General features: G+C 39.3%; 15 protein-coding genes and 2 pseudogenes. 11 read left to right on the top strand and 6 right to left on the bottom strand.

Annotation, left to right across the window (positions count from 1 at the left end; all coding sequences use genetic code 11):
• Window positions 1-1,530 (top strand): site-specific integrase (locus tag Aba26S_RS18605; protein WP_043974160.1); only part of this gene is annotated, 1,530 nt, incomplete at its 5' end.
• Between the two features lie 325 nt (window positions 1,531-1,855).
• Here Aba26S_RS18605 and Aba26S_RS18610 read toward each other — a convergent pair.
• Together Aba26S_RS18610 and Aba26S_RS18615 are read right to left on the bottom strand one after the other, a co-directional pair.
• A complete protein-coding gene (locus tag Aba26S_RS18610) occupies window positions 1,856-2,074 on the bottom strand; it encodes a hypothetical protein (RefSeq protein WP_000550047.1) in 219 nt (72 codons plus the stop codon).
• Between the two features lie 4 nt (window positions 2,075-2,078).
• Window positions 2,079-2,606 (bottom strand): annotated as a pseudogene (locus tag Aba26S_RS18615) (DUF4113 domain-containing protein); the annotation flags it as partial.
• A 695-nt stretch (window positions 2,607-3,301) separates the two neighbouring features.
• Between Aba26S_RS18615 and Aba26S_RS18620 the strand changes: the two are divergent.
• On the top strand, window positions 3,302-4,225 hold the full coding sequence (locus Aba26S_RS18620) for a RepB family plasmid replication initiator protein (protein ID WP_004777687.1): 924 nt from the start codon (window positions 3,302-3,304) through the stop codon (window positions 4,223-4,225).
• Between the two features lie 435 nt (window positions 4,226-4,660).
• On the opposite strand, the pseudogene Aba26S_RS21695 reads toward Aba26S_RS18620, so the two are convergent.
• Window positions 4,661-4,759, bottom strand: a pseudogene (locus tag Aba26S_RS21695) (ATPase); the annotation flags it as partial.
• A 626-nt stretch (window positions 4,760-5,385) separates the two neighbouring features.
• Between Aba26S_RS21695 and phnC the strand changes: the two are divergent.
• The 5 genes from phnC to Aba26S_RS18645 are packed head-to-tail and all read left to right on the top strand — an operon-like array spanning window position 5,386 to window position 9,764.
• The gene (phnC, locus tag Aba26S_RS18625; protein ID WP_009389228.1) at window positions 5,386-6,165 is read left to right on the top strand and encodes a phosphonate ABC transporter ATP-binding protein; all 780 of its coding nucleotides are present in this window, start codon (window positions 5,386-5,388) and stop codon (window positions 6,163-6,165) included.
• Window positions 6,166-6,184: 19 nt separating this feature from the next.
• On the top strand, window positions 6,185-7,045 hold the full coding sequence (phnD, locus tag Aba26S_RS18630; protein ID WP_009389226.1) for a phosphate/phosphite/phosphonate ABC transporter substrate-binding protein: 861 nt from the start codon (window positions 6,185-6,187) through the stop codon (window positions 7,043-7,045).
• An 18-nt stretch (window positions 7,046-7,063) separates the two neighbouring features.
• Window positions 7,064-7,861, top strand: coding sequence for a phosphonate ABC transporter, permease protein PhnE (gene phnE, locus Aba26S_RS18635; RefSeq protein WP_004757464.1), 798 nt, complete (start codon window positions 7,064-7,066; stop codon window positions 7,859-7,861).
• Window positions 7,862-7,902: 41 nt separating this feature from the next.
• A complete protein-coding gene (locus Aba26S_RS18640) occupies window positions 7,903-8,910 on the top strand; it encodes a phosphonate dehydrogenase (RefSeq protein ID WP_004757466.1) in 1,008 nt (335 codons plus the stop codon).
• A complete protein-coding gene (locus Aba26S_RS18645) occupies window positions 8,907-9,764 on the top strand; it encodes a LysR family transcriptional regulator (protein ID WP_009389225.1) in 858 nt (285 codons plus the stop codon). Before Aba26S_RS18640 ends, Aba26S_RS18645 begins: the two co-directional genes overlap by 4 nt.
• A 552-nt stretch (window positions 9,765-10,316) precedes the next feature.
• Here Aba26S_RS18645 and Aba26S_RS18650 read toward each other — a convergent pair.
• Window positions 10,317-11,423, bottom strand: a complete 1,107-nt coding sequence (locus Aba26S_RS18650; RefSeq protein ID WP_000482094.1) for an ImmA/IrrE family metallo-endopeptidase — start codon at window positions 11,421-11,423, stop codon at window positions 10,317-10,319.
• Window positions 11,424-11,435: 12 nt separating this feature from the next.
• Window positions 11,436-12,146 (bottom strand): hypothetical protein, encoded by a 711-nt coding sequence (locus Aba26S_RS18655; RefSeq protein ID WP_001052588.1) that lies wholly within the window; start codon window positions 12,144-12,146, stop codon window positions 11,436-11,438.
• A gap of 857 nt (window positions 12,147-13,003) precedes the next feature.
• Between Aba26S_RS18655 and Aba26S_RS18660 the strand changes: the two genes are divergently transcribed.
• The 3 genes from Aba26S_RS18660 (at window position 13,004) to Aba26S_RS18670 (ending at window position 15,565) form a co-directional block, all read left to right on the top strand.
• Window positions 13,004-13,717 (top strand): phosphoribosyltransferase, encoded by a 714-nt coding sequence (locus tag Aba26S_RS18660; protein ID WP_001986287.1) that lies wholly within the window; start codon window positions 13,004-13,006, stop codon window positions 13,715-13,717.
• A gap of 393 nt (window positions 13,718-14,110) precedes the next feature.
• Complete coding sequence (locus Aba26S_RS18665) at window positions 14,111-15,310, top strand: integrase arm-type DNA-binding domain-containing protein (RefSeq protein ID WP_000059658.1); 1,200 nt, start codon at window positions 14,111-14,113, stop codon at window positions 15,308-15,310.
• Window positions 15,311-15,343: 33 nt separating this feature from the next.
• Window positions 15,344-15,565, top strand: coding sequence for a hypothetical protein (locus tag Aba26S_RS18670; RefSeq protein ID WP_001986288.1), 222 nt, complete (start codon window positions 15,344-15,346; stop codon window positions 15,563-15,565).
• A gap of 252 nt (window positions 15,566-15,817) precedes the next feature.
• Here the strand turns inward: Aba26S_RS18670 and Aba26S_RS18675 are convergent, their stop codons facing one another.
• Window positions 15,818-16,069, bottom strand: a complete 252-nt coding sequence (locus tag Aba26S_RS18675) for a hypothetical protein (protein ID WP_004658363.1) — start codon at window positions 16,067-16,069, stop codon at window positions 15,818-15,820.
• A 194-nt stretch (window positions 16,070-16,263) separates the two neighbouring features.
• Between Aba26S_RS18675 and Aba26S_RS18680 the strand changes: the two genes are divergently transcribed.
• The gene (locus Aba26S_RS18680; RefSeq protein WP_004658364.1) at window positions 16,264-16,485 is read left to right on the top strand and encodes a helix-turn-helix transcriptional regulator; all 222 of its coding nucleotides are present in this window, start codon (window positions 16,264-16,266) and stop codon (window positions 16,483-16,485) included.
• The last annotated feature ends 92 nt before the right edge of the window (window positions 16,486-16,577 follow it).

Raw genomic sequence — 16,577 nt, forward strand, 5'->3', positions numbered from 1 at the left:
GGGTCCTATGAAATTTGTCGTGTACAGAGGGAAAAACTAGAAAATTTAAGTCAAGAGCCAACGGCATCAGAGTGGGTCGATCATCTGAGTTGTTTAAAGCTGATGTATTTACTAAGTTATAGAACTGGACTTCGATTAAATGAAGTTCGTTGTCTTAAAATACAAGATATTATTTGCCCAGAGCTACTTTATAAAGAAAAAGAAAATACAGTTTTTAATAATATCACGCTTCATATCCAAGACAATTCATATCGCCGTCTGAAAACGCGAAGTGCGAATCGTCAAATACCATTGAAAATTGCATTGTCAGAACATGAGTTTTTAGTAGTACAACGTTACATACAACATCGTTATGAGCAATATTTGGTTAATCAGCAGGATGATCTACTTTTTAGTGTGAATCATCGTGTATTAACTGATCAATGTATCAGCAAAATTACAGTAGATTTGTTTAGTCAAATATTAGGTATGCATCATGGCTTTAGTTTTCATACATTACGCCACAGTGCTGCTAACTATCTAGCAATAACTTTGCTCGGTTCAAAAGAAATGATCAAGACCTACACAGATTGTCCTTGGGTAAAAGCAAAAAAGATGAGGGATTTATTGTTTGGTATGAAAGCACGTGCTCAAGAAGAGATTATTCAACATAAATGGCAGGTGCTCGCCTCTTGGATGGGGCATAGCAGTATTGAGCAAACGGCTTCAAATTACCTTCATGTTTTGGATTTATTAGCAGTCGATCGAATTTATAATTCGCCGTGTATCATTTCAAAAAAAGTATTAGAACAGTGTTTTAGTCCAGTGAAGTCAAGTACAGACTACATAAACCTAAATCGTTATACTCAGCAGCAGAAATGGTTTAATTCTTATCAGCAAACACAGCCAGTTACGATGGCTGGCCGACAAGAAAAGAAGTTTAGTATAGAGAAGAGTACTCTGACACCTTTTCAACGTTTGATAAGTTTTAGAGAAGGTCGTTTAAGCGAAGATACCCAAGCTCAAGAATGGATGCAACGATGTCAATGGATGAGCACTAAATGGATGGATCGCCAAAAATTTAATTTAAAAACGAATTATGTTTATAGTAAGAATTTAGAAGAGAGTTGGTTTGATGAACTTTACGAAAAGGCTAAAAAACTGACTCGTCCAGATGAAATAATTCCTCTCCTTGATTTTCATTATAAAGATGATAGGCAGCAAGATGCACTGAAAGAAAAGAACATGGTTAAGGCGCTTAAAATATTATTATTATTTGGAAAACTGCGTAAGAATTTTCTACATTTTCAATGCCGAATGAAAGGTGATGAGCAACAAATTGTTAATTTTATTACTGGTATAGAGCCAATGTTAGGAGATCATCTGTATTTAGAAAAACAAAACTACCCAGTTAATTTGGATGCTCCTGAGCGAACCGTTAAATTTAGTTTTCAAAGAGTTGTCGGCTCTAACAAAAAAAATGTTACTCCGCTGGTTATATTTAATTTAATGTTAAAAATGATGCAAAAAGATGAACTCTGGTTGAAATAGCCTAAGCAAACTAAAAGGGGAATTGTTTAAAAATCTCTCTGGTTATAAGTAAACTGTCTTTATGAAAAGCATCATACTAACTTTGATTCATAATAAAGGGAATTTAAAAGCTTTAGCATCACAATTTGGTCACTGGATTTTAGACAATAGTGTAAAGATTAGCACTTTGGTAAATCGATGAGCTAAAGTGTTGTAGTCCAAACTCGATCTGACAATTACCCATTTTTTAGTGTGCCCGTCAGGTTAAATTTGAACTGAATTTTTCTCAGCCCAAATTCATTTCCAATCAAGTTATGTTTCAAGTGGCGTGCGAACACTGCACAATTTAATTCACGGTGCCTAAGACAGGTATCAACTTCGGACCAGCCATTCTAGCTTTGCTAATGATTTCCACCAGCTCATCATAAGTCAGTTCAAACTTATCCTCACTATCAAATACATAGACCATATTCTTGCCTTCATGTTCAGGTGGAGTAGGTGGTACAAATCGTTTCGGGATAAGAATTTGTGCGAGTTGTTCGTCAGTTAATTTAAATAAGTGCATGTTTTTATCCTACTCTTGGTAAGTCAGACCATTTGGTTAAATACGAAGGTGATCTAAGGTTTTGATTCATGTGCCATGTGGCTTCTTTATTGTTGGCAATGCCTAGCGTGACGAGATTCTTCCCAAACCGTTCACTGATGGCTTCGATGGCATCTGAAAGCCTTTCTCGCTCTTGCTTATGTGAATAGTCCGTGAATAGATCGGGCACAAACTTGGATTGATCTGTAATTTCGAGCAGCACGATTCCCGCCTTTTTATACTTAAAGCCTTTCTTAAATATCTGATCGATGCCTTTCATCGCGGCCTTGGTGATGAGCAGTAGATCATCCGTATGCTCATGCATTTGAACGACGATGTAAGGCGAGTAGCGCTCTGTCTTATCAAAGCGACTGGTTTGGATATACACGCCGATCATCTTGCAGATTGAGCCATCTTCCCGCATTCGTTTCACGGCTCTGGCCACATAAAGCCGAACCGAAGCTTTAATGTCATCCATTTCATACACTGGGTTGCCATATGTTCGCTTTGGCAAGTGAACTTTAAGCCGTATTCACCAAAACCGATCTTGAATCGGGCATAAGTGAATTTTACAGTGTGGGAGATTTGGTCAGTAGCGTTTGAGTCAATTTCGAGCGAATAAAAACGTAAGCGATTGATGAGCGAAAGCCAAAGTTGTTGGTGTAAGGCGGTACGAAGCACTAGAAAAACCAAATAGGTGGGCCTGGACAGCTCACCTGAATCAACGTCTTGGCGGATGTTGAGTTTTAAGAGACTTGTGGTAATGCGGTACAAATCCAAAGTTGAGTTGGCAATGCCAGTAAAACTTCGGTCTACAGGACAGCATATTTTTGCTGCTCTGTAGTTCTCCAATCACACCCCTTTTTTGAGGGGTGTGATTCTTCGTTCCTGATTCCTCAAAAGCATCCAATTTTCTGCTGAAAATCGGCACAGCAATTTCATTGTTTTTCTTCTCAAAAGCCGCTCTATTTTTTCGCTTTTGATCTAAATTATTTTGCGATTTCTTTTATATATTTTTAAAGCTTTTAAAGCTTTTAAAGCTTTTAGCCAGCCTGTAACCATTGCAGTGTAACGATTACAGCGTCCATAAGACTACAGATTCCGACCTTAAAGACGACAGATTCCGACCTTAAAGACGACAGATTCCGACCTATTGACGACAATGTTTTATTAAGTCAGTATAACGCTATAGTTTAACGGATGCGTTTAATGGCTAAGGAAAAGAAATACGGTTTAAGTACCGTTGCACAAAGCAATAAATTGGTCGAAGCGATACACGGCATGACGCTCACTGAAAAGCGACTTTTCATCCATGCTAGCGGTCTAGCGCGACAGCAAAATTTGAAGGAAGGAGAAGTTCTAACCATTAGGGCGGACGAATTTGCGCGAGAATGCGGCATTGAAAGCCATACTGCTTATGAGGGATTGCAGGATGCTGTAGATCGTCTTTTTGGTCGCTATTTTAGTTATACAAGTGGTGCGGGTAATCCTGTGAAATGCCGCTGGGTGTATCGTTTGGAGTATAAAAATGGCATGGGGCAGATAGACGTTTCATTCCCTGCCGAAGTGATTTACATGTTTACCGTATTCAATAAAGATAATCCGTTTACGACTTACGACCGTAAATATATTCAGCAAATGACCAGTGTTTATGCGATTCGTTTTTATGAACTTTTTATGCAATATCGCTCCATTGGAAACAGAACATTAGAGTTAAATGAAATAAAAATAATGTTCCAGCTTGATGAAAAATATGATCGAATCTTCGATCTAAAAAAACGGGTTGTTGATGTGGCACTAGAACAGATCAATCAACACACCGATTACACCGTGACTTACGAACAGGTGAAGCGAGGACGTACTGTCCATGCGCTAAAATTCTTTTTTGTGCCTAAAAAGCCAGTAATTGAGCATAAGAAAGTCAGTAAACCTAAACCACCTCGAAACATATCCGCGCTTGCGGGTTTTGAGTCGGTGCTATTCAAAGAGATCACGGTAAATCATCCTGAAATTACCGAAAAATACGTGCGTGACTATGCTGAACAGTCAGGGTTTGTAATGGTTCAGGCATTGCAAAAGATCAAAGCGGACTACAAAGCGGCTGAAGAATTTAGTCTAGAAAAAACTGATTGATTTATGGAGACTACCTGTCAGAATTAACAGGTATGGTTAGTCCCATAAAAAAAACGCCAGCAAGGGGTTGCTGGCGTATAAAATGAATCTGCATTGACATGCAGGTATTGCCTAATTTATCAGGATTGATCCATATGTTGCATATCAAAATAACGATTTACAAAAACGAAATTAAAAAGCATCTCCCTGCCCTTATGAGTCTGCTCGGCACACTTATTTTTATGGCCGCATTCTTCGCGCTATCCGTTCACTTTAACGCTGCAATTGTCAAATGTCACTAAAAACTGACCCACTATTTGCATCTAAAATTGACCCACGTAGTTGTTAAAATATTACAGTCGTGAAACTCAATTAATTGATGGCTAACTCCTCCTGATCTATTTTGGTTTGTCGTGGTTTAGTTCGCTTTGTTGCAATTCCCTTGGTACTCGATTCTTTAAAGCGCCAAGACTCATTGCCTGTTTCGACGATATGACAATGATGCGTTACCCCCGCCAAAATAGATATCCATAGTGCGATATGTAGTTGCAGAGTGCCTAACAATATTACTATCTAGGAATATTTTCATGGCCATGCCTAACGAGGCTGTAGCGAAACTCCCAGCCGAATTTTACCCATTAAAGCGGTCCAAATAACAAACATATTTCATGCTGCTATTCAAATTCCAGCTCACTAAAGCGCAACAACTTCGCTACTTTTCAAATAGCCGCGCATCACCAAAAATAAAATATTTGTACTTCGAGTTTTGCTACAACTTCAACGAGTCTGTAGTAAAAGGAATCCGTAAAGACACTTATCCACAGCACTCTCTGTATTGATTAGTAGTAGGTTAAAAGCCACGCAAACGATTTTACATAATCGCCACTTATGAGTAGTGACGTAATTTTAATGTGTCTCGACCTATTTTGAGCCTTCCAGCTGCGTTCGGCCAGAAGCGGACGCCAGGGTGTGCCTTAAAATCCTGCTAAACCCCTCCCAGCTAGCTCCGCCAATTACCGGCGCCTCACTGCATACCAATTGGAAGTCTTATAGCCAAGCGTTTGAGTGCGATTGCTAATTGCTCGCAATAAAACTGTAACATTGAGTCGTTATGCTCACCTCATTATCTGATTTCGTAATCAAAAATAAAGATTGATTACAACAACGAGGGTCTGGCAGCAATGATTCAACTTCAAAATATTACCGTCCAGTACGGACAAATGATTGCGTTGCATCCAACTTCACTCACGTTTCAACAGGGACAGTTTTCAGTGTTGCTCGGTGCCTCTGGTGCAGGCAAATCAACAATGCTCCGTTGTCTTAACCTGATGCAAAAACCCACTAACGGCAATATAAACATTACAATGTTAGGTTCATTGTTGGACAAAAAAATATTGCAAGAGCATCGTCGGCGTACTGGCATGATATTCCAGCAGCATCAATTAATTGGTCGACTTTCTGTTTTGCAAAATGTGCTAATGGGTAGACTAGGTTATCACTCGACGCTTCGTACTCTTTTTCCTCTATCGAAGGAGGATCAATCTATTGGATTACACAGCCTTGACCGCGTTGGGCTACTTCACAAAGCACTCTCACGAGTGGATGAGTTAAGTGGCGGTCAGCAACAACGCGTGGGTATAGCTCGGGCATTAGCGCAGCGACCGGCACTTGTTTTGGCAGACGAGCCTGTGGCAAGCCTTGATCCAGCAACCGCCAACAAAGTCTTGGCGCTCTTACACCAGATATGCAAAGAAGACGGCATAACCGCTGTAGTCAGCCTACATCAAGTCGATCTCGCTAAACGCTATGCTGACCGAATCGTCGGTCTGGCTCATGGCAAGGTTGTGTTCGATGCAATACCAGCGGCTCTGACACAAACGCATGTAACTGAACTCTATGAACAAAAAGCGCAATTGAATTCAAACATTCCAAATATTACTCATAACCATTGTTTAACTTAAGAACTGAGGAGAAATAACCATGAAAAAGCTATTCGCTGTACTGGCTCTAATATTGTTTAGCCTCTTAGGTAGTGTCACATATGCCGCACCTAATCCTGACCCCGGCACATTAAAAGTTGCTCTCTTGCCTGATGAAAATGCATCAACCGTCATTAAAAATAATAAGCCTCTAGAGATGTATCTTGAAAAAGCTCTGGGCAAAAAGATTGAGCTTATTGTTACCACTGACTATTCATCAATGATTGAAGCAATGCGGTTCGGTCGTATTGATCTTGCATATTTTGGGCCCTTGTCTTATGTATTGGCCAAACAGAAAAGTAAGATTGAACCATTTGCAGCAATGCAACAAAAAGGCACAACAACTTATCAGTCAGTGCTAATTGTGAATAAGGCGGCGGGCATCAACAACATCACAGATATCAAGAAAAAAGCCGTTGCCTGGGGTGACAAGGCCTCTACATCCAGCCACCTGATCCCCAAATCAATGCTTGCTGATAAAGGATTATTTGCCGGAACGGATTACAAGGAGCATTTCGTAGGCGCTCACGATGCAGTGGCGATGGCAGTTCAGAATGGACACGCGCAGGCCGGTGGTCTGAGCAAGCCCATTTTCAAATCGCTCGTTCTGAGCGGCTTGATCGATCTAAACAAAGTGAAGGTCTTAGCGGAGTCAAAACCGTTTCCTCAGTACCCATGGGCTATGCGCTCTAACTTAAAACCAGAGCTTAAAGAAAAAATTCGTGCTGCCTTCCTCGATTTGAAAGATCCGAACGTGTTGAAACCATTCAAGGCTGAAGGATTCGGGCCTGTAACAGATAAGGATTACGATGTCGTGCGTGATTTAGGTAGTTTGCTAAAGCTAGATTTTTCCAAGTTCTAATTTTTTGAGGTCTCTACAATGAATACGAACTTCGAAGCCATATTGTCAGAGCAGCGCCAAAGCTGGAATCGAGTAGTTAGGTATGTGATATTGATTTTAGCTATTGTCGTCGGATGTTGGTATTACGTTGGTCTATTTGATGGTGAGCGTTTAGGCGAAGGCGTGCCAAGTCTTGTTAGTCTCATTGGTGAGATGTTCCCTCCCAACTTTAGTGAGTGGAGAGCATGGGTCAAGCCAGTGCTCGATACCTTAGCCATGAGTATTGCTGGAACCGCCATCGCTGTGCTTTTGTCCGTGCCCTTGGGTATTTTGGCTGCACGCAATACCAGTCCACATCCAGCGGTCTATCAGGCTGCGCGTGCTCTGTTAAATGTGTTGAGATCTGTTCCTGAGCTTATTATGGGTATAGTTTTCGTGGCAGCTGTCGGCTTTGGTGCACTGCCGGGTGTGTTGGCATTAGGCCTGCACTCAATCGGCATGATCGCTAAGTTTTTTGCGGAAGCGATTGAGCATACAGATCAAGCACCAGTTGAAGCTGCGCAGGCCGCAGGTTGCAGCCCGCTACAAGTGATATTTCATGGCATTTTTCCGCAAGTATTACCGCAAATGGCCGACACCGCGATTTATCGGTGGGAATACAATTTTCGCGCCTCAACGGTGATGGGAATGGTCGGTGCCGGCGGTATAGGTTTCGAGTTGATAGGATCGCTGCGTCTTATGCAATACCAAGAAGTATCCGCGATATTGCTGGTCATTCTTGGGATGGTGACGCTAGTTGATACATTCAGTTCATTCTTGCGTCGCAAGTTCAAGTAGCTAACCCATATAAAAAATCCGGTATACACATGAGGGTCCACATGAAACAAAAAATAGTTCTTACCCACTGGGTTCATCCTGAAATTATCGATTATTTACAATCTGTTGCGGATGTCGTTCCCAACATGACCCGCGATACTATGTCGCGCGCAGAATTGCTGGAGAGAGCAAAGGATGCTGACGCACTGATGGTATTCATGCCTGACAGTATCGATGATGATTTTCTTGCGTCCTGCCCTAAATTGAAGATTGTAGGTGCAGCACTCAAAGGCTATGACAACTTTGATGTCGATGCTTGTACCCGCCGTGGTATTTGGTTCAGCATCGTGCCGGACCTTCTGACCATCCCAACGGCGGAGCTGACAATTGGATTGCTTCTTGGCCTGACTCGCCATCTGGCCGAGGGGGATCGCCGTATCCGAACTCACGGATTTAACGGGTGGAGACCGGAACTATACGGAACGGGTTTAACAGGACGCACACTCGGAATCATCGGTATGGGTGCGGTCGGGCGAGCGATTGCGAAGCGCTTATCGAGTTTTGATATGCGGGTGCTTTATTGCGATGACATCGCCTTGAATCAAGAGCAGGAAAAGGCCTGGAATGCACGACAGGTGAGTCTCGATGAATTATTAAGTAGCAGTGACTTTGTTGTACCTATGCTGCCAATGACGCCGCAAACTTTGCACTTATTGAATGCAGAAACAATTGGCACAATGCGCACAGGAAGCTACTTGATCAATGCGTGTCGTGGTTCAGTTGTCGATGAATTAGCTGTTGCCGAAGCACTTGAATCTGGAAAATTGGCGGGTTATGCGGCAGATGTTTTCGAATTGGAAGAGTGGATCCGTGTTGATAGGCCAACAGCTATTCCGCAGGAGTTACTGACCAATACAGCGCAAACATTTTTCACCCCACATTTGGGGTCTGCGGTCGACGACGTGCGTTTCGAAATCGAGAAACTAGCAGCCAATAATATCTTACAGGCACTGACCGGCCAAAGGCCATCCGATGCTATCAATAATCCAATTTTGGAAGGCGTTAATTGATCAATCTTGAACGCGTAGTTACTTTTCTGGCTGTCGTGAATCGGGGTGGCTTTCGTGAAGCAGCCAAGCACACAGGGCTCTCACAGTCAGCTGTGACTCAGCATGTTAGGCGCCTAGAAGAGTCGCTGAGTGTCAATCTGATTGTGCGAAACAACGCAGGTTGTACGCTCACAGAGGAAGGCAAAGTGTTTTTGCCTTATGCGGAAAACCTAGTGCGCACCGGATCCAGAGCGTGCGCATTATTCGACACAAATCGTCTTGTAATAGGCGCGAGCTCGAATATCGGCATCTATGTATTGCCACCGCACTTGAGGCGGTTCAAGAAAACAGCAACTTGCAATTTTGATGTAGTCATTGGCGATAATCTTACCATTGTGAAAAAACTGGAAAACTTTGAAGTCGATGTGGCCATTATGGAATGGTGGGATCAACGAGAGGGATTTGATGCATGCGTTTGGCGAAGTGAAGAACTAGCTGTGATTGTGCCGGTGGAGCATCCGTGGGCCAAATTGGCGAGTATTCCATTAGATTGGCTGAAGGGAGAGAAATTGCTGGGGGGAGAAACAAGTAGCGGCACAGGGCGTCTGTTACAGCATTTTTTCGGAAGCGTGGCAGATTCTATTGGTGTATCTATGCAGCTTGGAAGCACAGAGGCGGTTAAACGGGCAGTACAGGCAGGCTTGGGTATTTCATTGGTGATCTCTTCGTCTGTGGTCGATGAGTGCGAGAGTGGTCGACTAAGAAGCGTTAAAATTGAAGGGATCACCCCCTACAAAAATCTTTACGTTATTTGTCGTAGCAATATGCTTGAAAATACACCATCGGCACATTTCAAAAAATTTCTACTTCAGTAGATGGATGGTATGTTGTTTATGCCAACAGTTAGAAAGTGTGAAGTTTGCCGTGACATATCATGATTTTAAGTTGATGGTAGCATTTTATTCATTTGCGTTATTTCTCTAGAAGGTAGGCGTCTAAATACTAAGTTTTCTACCTTTAAAAGGCCATATCGAACATCCACTTTAATCTGCGGTATCAAGAGAAGATTATTTTTTGCGAACATCCGCTTTGGGCACAACTGAGCCGGTTCTGGTGCTTTGAAATTAATTTAGATCAATTGCATCGCATATCCACCAGCTAACGTGTCCGTTAGTCTCACTAGCCCCTTTTCGGGTACATCTAGTGTGTCAGGTGCTTAGGCTCTAGCGCAAAAGGCGTACTCTTAATCTTCTCAAGACTCGCCTGTATCCAACCTGCTTTGGTCGCCTGATCATCACTGTGGTCAATGTCCGCGTCATGACTTATGGGATGCAAAACTACGTTGGGCGTGAAGTCATAAAAAAATTAATCAGGATTTTGCATAAATAGTGCGCCGTAAGGCGCATTATTTTTAAGGAAGGTTTGTATTACTCGACAATATATAACTTATGTTTTTTCTTCGGGGGCTCAACTTTAGCTAAAGCATCAAATGTTAATTGATTAAAATCTTCTTCAGAGATTCCAATTTCATCAAGCATTTTATTTTTATCAAAAGATGGTTGTGAGGCTAAAACAGAGATAATTTTGGGCAACATCAAACTCTCATCTCGATGAGTTTCTTCAGGTTCATTAATGTTGTAGCCCAACGAATTGATCTTTATAGAGTTACTACGATTAACCCAATCACTAACTAATCCCAGCTTGTGAGCTTTATAGTTAATAGCCTTCAGGGATGTTCGCCAAATCTTTTTATACTCAATCATATTTTCTAGTGAAAAATAGCGTGGAGCAGTAGAAAGAAATGCATCTGTTGGCATTAAAAATTCAGATGAAAATTGATCCGCTTCAGTTTCGAGAACACGATTATCTTTCTCGACACGAATTTTTTTGTTATGCGTATGCATAACGATATGACCAAGTTCGTGTGCACAATCGAAGCGGGCTCTTTCGGCAGACTTAAATGTATTTAGAAATATGAAAGGGCTACCACTTTCATCATCAAAAAAAGATAGTGCATCAATTTCTCGAATTTCAGTCGGTAATCTAAAGACACGGATTCCCTTTAGCTCACACAACGAAACAATGTTATTAATCGGTTGATTACCTAAAGCCCATAAACCTCTCAACTCTGACGCTAGGTGATCGGCATACTTAGATTCACCCAAAAACTCAGTAATATCTAAATCAGGACGGTGAAAAGTAGGTAACTTTACTTTCTGATTTAAGTACTTGTTAATATTTATTGCTAAAAGAGTATATGCCTCATTAGCTTTTCTATGCTGTGCTTTAATACGAGCAACCGATCTATAGAAGATTTGGTCTGTTTCATGTGGTTGTGTGTCATTACCTGCAAAGAATGACTTGGGTAAATTTAATACACGGCATATATCATCTTGATCATTTTCATTGATTTCTTTATCCACGTCTAAAAGTTGCTTTACCTTAGAGATAGAGCAACTCAATTTTTCTGCGAAATCGGTATTGCTAAGTCCTCGTAATTCTTTAGCAATACGTAAACGATCTTTATTAAACACATTAACCTCAGATTAAACTACAAGCTGAATATCAAAATCATCTGGTTTAATTTCATTAGATGGTTCCAATACTGGCTTAGGATCAGTTTTTACAGGAACTGTATTATCTATTTCAAATGCAATTCTGCAAGTATGGTCACTTGGTAAAATTGAAATTTTTTTCGCTTTTAAGTCCTGTACGAAGCTAGTTGGGTATGCAAATTCAAAAGGAATATTTGGGATATCAATGTCTTTATAGGCTGGATGTGATGCTGAAGGAAAGTATAAAATCCATGTTCTCAATTTTGTCTCATCATCATAAGCAGACTGATTCTCCTTAATATTATTTAATGTCATTAATCCTTTTTCACAGTGTGCTGATACAACTTGATCAGCTAACCCCAATGCAATATTCCCGCTCATAAAGATAATTTGTATTTTCTTTACTGTATTCTCAATTCTTGGCTGGCTGTCATTGTGGAATATCCAAGCAGGATCAGATTGTCGAAGCAGTAAAGCAATCTGTTCTCCAATTTTTCCCCATCGTGCAATAAAGCGTGCACGGTTATAGTGAGTATTTGTTCTATAGTCAGCATCACCGATCATAATTGCGTTTCTGACTAACTCGAGATCAGGTAATCCTAACTGTTTAGCTTTTTTGATAGCATTTTCACCTTTGAAAAAATCACATGGCGTGGGTTCAGAAGGTTGGATTGATTCTTCATCAAGGAGATTTAAATTCATCTTAAAAGTTATCCTAAAGTAGCGAATGTCTTTTTTATAACATCTTTTGATGTTTTAAAAAAGACATTTTTATAAATGTGTGCTATCTTCACTTACAACTTGATAATAAGAATTTTGGAGAAGAGACGTTGAGTAACTTATTCATTAATCATAAAAATTGTCCTGAATGCGGTGGCCGTATCAAAGGCTATTATTACTACTGTGGGCAGTGTGGTAGTCAAAATGTTGTAAACTGGAAGCACACGGGGATATTTTTGTTGATTGCTGGAAAGATTTTTCTGGTTGCTATGCTTTTTTTGCTAAAAAATTTTGTTCAAATCCATTTTTTTCACAAGTTTCATTGTGCTAATTTTTTAAATAATTCATAGAGGTTGATAGTAAAATGAAAGTTAAAGATTTAATTAAATAATTAGAAGAGTTTGATCTGGAATTAGATGTTTTAATTGCTAATGAAGAGAACAAAATCATTGGCATAAAAACCCTAGCCCGATTCTTTGAAATAAGCTATGTTTCTTTTGTTCATCCAGAGACACAAAGAAATGATATGGAAAGAAATGTTGAATTTACCTTTTTAGGAATGTCGACTAAAGACTCTAGAGTTATTGTTTTTATTGACGTTGTTCCATAATTTTCAAGTAGTCAAAATGAGTATACAATATTCATGTGATGCAAGAAGATACAACTGGATAGGATGGGCCCATAAGTATTTGAAGCTGCCTCGTGTATGATCATGGGGACTGTCCAAACAAACGGCTTTTGAGAGTGCTGCCTGATACGAAAAATAATATCCAAGAGATGCTAGCGGTAAATTTAGTGTAAAATTTAATGCTAGCCATCATTAAAACTTATTTAAAAATATGAAGTTATATCGCACAGATTGGAATATGTTTCCTAAAACGGTTATTGACCGTGGTCTTGGAGATGCAACCTCTCATTACATGTATGAAGCTGCTAAAGCAGGGGATGTTGAAAGTGCGTATATTTTAGCTAAAGATTTAGTTTCGGATGAGGCGATTGCTGAACTAGAAAGAATTATCGATGGTCGGGAAACTATTATAGTACCTGTACATGCTGAGGAAGCAGTCGGTCGTAATATGATTCCTTTAGCTACTTCAGCAGTTATAGCAAAGAAACTTGGGCTTGAAGTTGATACGAATATAGTTCAAGCTATAAAAGTATCAAGAACTGGCGGTGATGGGTGGCATAGATTAGCCAACCCACCAGCATTTGATGGGACAATAAACAATGATAAATGTGTTATTATTGTTGATGATACCCAGACCCAAGGTGGTACTTTTGCAGCATTAAAAGGTCATATTGAAACAACTGGGACGAATAAAGTTATTGGAGCATATGCACTGACGGGTAAACAATACTCATCACAATTAGCTCTAAGTAAAGAAACTCTTCAGCAATTGAGGGATGTATATGGTAATCTTGAAGCATGGTGGAAATCGATTTACGGGTACGATTTCGAAAGGCTCACAGAGTGGGAAGCAAAGTATATCCTCAACTCTCGTAAAACAGCTGACGAAGTCCGAGATAGAATCATTGCGTCAAAACAAACGTGATGCTTATGCACTTATGATGAAAATGAATTAATTATTATTTAATTAAGTTAAAAGACTGCTATATAGCGGTCTTTTTTGTTTTTGAGCTCTACAAATTTTAATGAGTACATATAGTTACTTTTATAAAAATGATAATAAAGGGTAGAGGAGGTCATCTAAGAATTTAAAGCACAAGACTTATTTAACATTGATGACAGAAAAAGTGAGTTGTTGGGAACTTAAAGAAGAGGTGGTACTTATAATGGTTACTAAAATACAAGTACTTAAAATATTAAATATATAAAACAATATATTACAAATATATATGATGCGTAGTGTACGCATCATATATATTTTCTTCTATTTTGATATAATGGATCTCGTCAATCCGCTGATAGGTTTCATTTAAATTTCATGAGTCTTACTGAAATTAAAGTTCGCCAAGCTCATTGCAAGGAAAAAACTTGTTTTTTATCCGATGAAGATGGACTTAGCCTGAAGATTGAGCCGACTGGAAGAAAATCTTGGTGCTATCGCTATACAGATCCACAAACAAAAAAACGTCGCCGCATTCAGTTGGGGCTTTATCCTGATTTATCGCTGAAAAAGGCACGACAAGTCAAAGATGACTTTAAAGACAATAATTATTGTTTTGAGCATGATACTGTCTCTAATGTCATCACCTTTCGTAAGGTAGGGGAGGAGTGGCTGCAGTTCAAACTGAAAAATGCATTTAATGATTCACCCCGCTGCGGTGTACTACAGTTAGCAGAAAGATGTTTACAGCAAGATATTTATCCAGACCTTCAGGATTTACCTTTTCAAAACATCAAGCGTTATGACCTGGTTTCAGTAATCAAAAAAATAGAGGGACGCCAAGTAAAAGAACCTGTCAAGAAAGCTTGTAGTTATTTGAACCAAATTTATGACTACGCTGTAGCGATGGGTTATTGTGAATTCAACATCGCGCATGGTTTAAATAAAATCGCCATTAACAGTAAAATCAAGAAGAATTATCCGTATTTGAAAGCGGAGGATATATCAGATTTTAAGAAAAATTTATTAAAATTGGATGCCCATCCGATTATTAAAAAAGCACTGCTGTTCAAATTACATACTGGCGTGCGAGGGGCTGAATTGTTATTGGCTGAGCCTCATCATTTTGATTTAAATGAAAAAATCTGGAAAATACCTGCCTTGCATATTAAACAGTTTCGACGAAAAGTCATATTAGGCCATGAGATTCCCGACTTCTTAGTTCCACTTTCAGATCAGGCTTTAGATATTTTAAAAGACGTCATGCAATGGTCATACGGTGAAAAGTACATTTTTGCTAGCCCACGGAAACATAATCAACCGATTCATTTTAATACATTAAATATGGCTATACGTAAGATGGGCTATGGAAAACATCAATTATCCTCTCATGGACTACGTTCCACTTTTAGTACCATTTTGAATGACTCAGGTTTGTTCCAGGATAACTGGATTGAGGCACAACTTTCACATATTGATAAGAACCGTACCCGTGCCAGCTATAATCACGCTGACTATTTAGCCCAGCGGACTGAAATGATGCAGTGGTGGGGTGATTATTTAAGTACTGCTAAGTGAAAATCGTACTTTTATACATAGACTTAAAACATTATGGGGTTTCAAATGGATAGTAAACAATATACTTGCCGTGTTACATGGTCAGCAGAATATAATGAGTATGTTGGGTTGTGTGCTGAGTTTCCATCATTGTCTTGGCTTGATGCGGATCAGTCTAAAGCATTCTCAGGAATAGAGGAGCTCGTTGCTGATGTTGTCGCTGATATGATTAGCAATAATGAAAAAGTTCCTACACCACTCTCCGGGAAAATATAGTAGGCAGTTTGTTGTCCTTGTTCTCAGTGGTTCAACAAAAACTAGCCCTCGAAGCCGCAGAACGTGGCGTGGACATAAATTGTTTAGTATCAGTAAAAAGAGCGATGTAATTTTAGTACGAGTGAGTGATAGAGCAGGAACCTATGCTTCATATATTCAGTAAATGGTATGTTTTTGAATTAATAGGTATTTTTAAATAAAGCTTTCTTTGATTTAGTGCTTTTTATTTAATAAATTAATTTTAAAAACAACTTAGGCTAATTGATAAACACTATCTGGAAAGATTAAAAGAAAATATTTTTTAATTTCTGCTAATTCATTTAAGGCAGGTTCCCTTTCAAGCAGTTGAAATGTCCAAATAAGTACAGCCTGATGATTATCATAGCAAGTATTTACTCCAAGAAAATTAGCCATTCCATAACTTCTATTGATGTTCATTTCTTTAATTAATTGATTTCCTAAGTCACGAGCTTGCTGGCTGATCAATAACTCATTTGGTAACACGGCGGTCATCTCCACAAAATAATCTAATGCAGGTTCAATCCTTATATTTAAAAAGTTATAATTTAGTTGAAATGGATAAAATATACTTTCTATAAGTTGTAATAACCTGCTGTAGGTTAATTTTAGCAAAGTATTACTCAGTCAACAACTTTAAATAACCCACAGCAAGTTATTTTTTGTAAATTAATTTAAATATGATTACTTGTAAGTTATCTAGCCTCATGGGCGATAGAAAAATTTTAAAATTAAGTGAAGTGGTGCATGCAACAGGTATCAATCGCAACACGCTCACAAGTATGTATTATGACCGTGCTGTACGTATTGAATTACCAGTCGCCGATAAGTTGTGTAAGTACTTTAACTGTACGATGAATGATTTGTTTGAGTTTAAGGAAGAAGTTGAAGAAAAAGATTAACTTAATACTTCGTTTGATAAGTTTTTCGAAGAAAAAGACTAGCCAATACTTAGTTTGATAAGTTTTTCTCTGCAGATCTAATATTGAATTTT

The organism is Acinetobacter sp. NBRC 110496 (assembly GCF_000876115.1).
Lineage (GTDB): Bacteria > Pseudomonadota > Gammaproteobacteria > Pseudomonadales > Moraxellaceae > Acinetobacter.

Coding starts and splice junctions, on each gene's coding strand:
- Aba26S_RS18610 (WP_000550047.1), bottom strand. CDS start 2,074: ATGCACTTATTTAAATTAACTGACGAACAACTCGCACAAATTCTTATC.
- Aba26S_RS18620 (WP_004777687.1), top strand. CDS start 3,302: ATGGCTAAGGAAAAGAAATACGGTTTAAGTACCGTTGCACAAAGCAAT.
- phnC (WP_009389228.1), top strand. CDS start 5,386: ATGATTCAACTTCAAAATATTACCGTCCAGTACGGACAAATGATTGCG.
- phnD (WP_009389226.1), top strand. CDS start 6,185: ATGAAAAAGCTATTCGCTGTACTGGCTCTAATATTGTTTAGCCTCTTA.
- phnE (WP_004757464.1), top strand. CDS start 7,064: ATGAATACGAACTTCGAAGCCATATTGTCAGAGCAGCGCCAAAGCTGG.
- Aba26S_RS18640 (WP_004757466.1), top strand. CDS start 7,903: ATGAAACAAAAAATAGTTCTTACCCACTGGGTTCATCCTGAAATTATC.
- Aba26S_RS18655 (WP_001052588.1), bottom strand. CDS start 12,146: ATGAATTTAAATCTCCTTGATGAAGAATCAATCCAACCTTCTGAACCC.
- Aba26S_RS18660 (WP_001986287.1), top strand. CDS start 13,004: ATGAAGTTATATCGCACAGATTGGAATATGTTTCCTAAAACGGTTATT.
- Aba26S_RS18665 (WP_000059658.1), top strand. CDS start 14,111: ATGAGTCTTACTGAAATTAAAGTTCGCCAAGCTCATTGCAAGGAAAAA.
- Aba26S_RS18670 (WP_001986288.1), top strand. CDS start 15,344: ATGGGGTTTCAAATGGATAGTAAACAATATACTTGCCGTGTTACATGG.
- Aba26S_RS18680 (WP_004658364.1), top strand. CDS start 16,264: ATGATTACTTGTAAGTTATCTAGCCTCATGGGCGATAGAAAAATTTTA.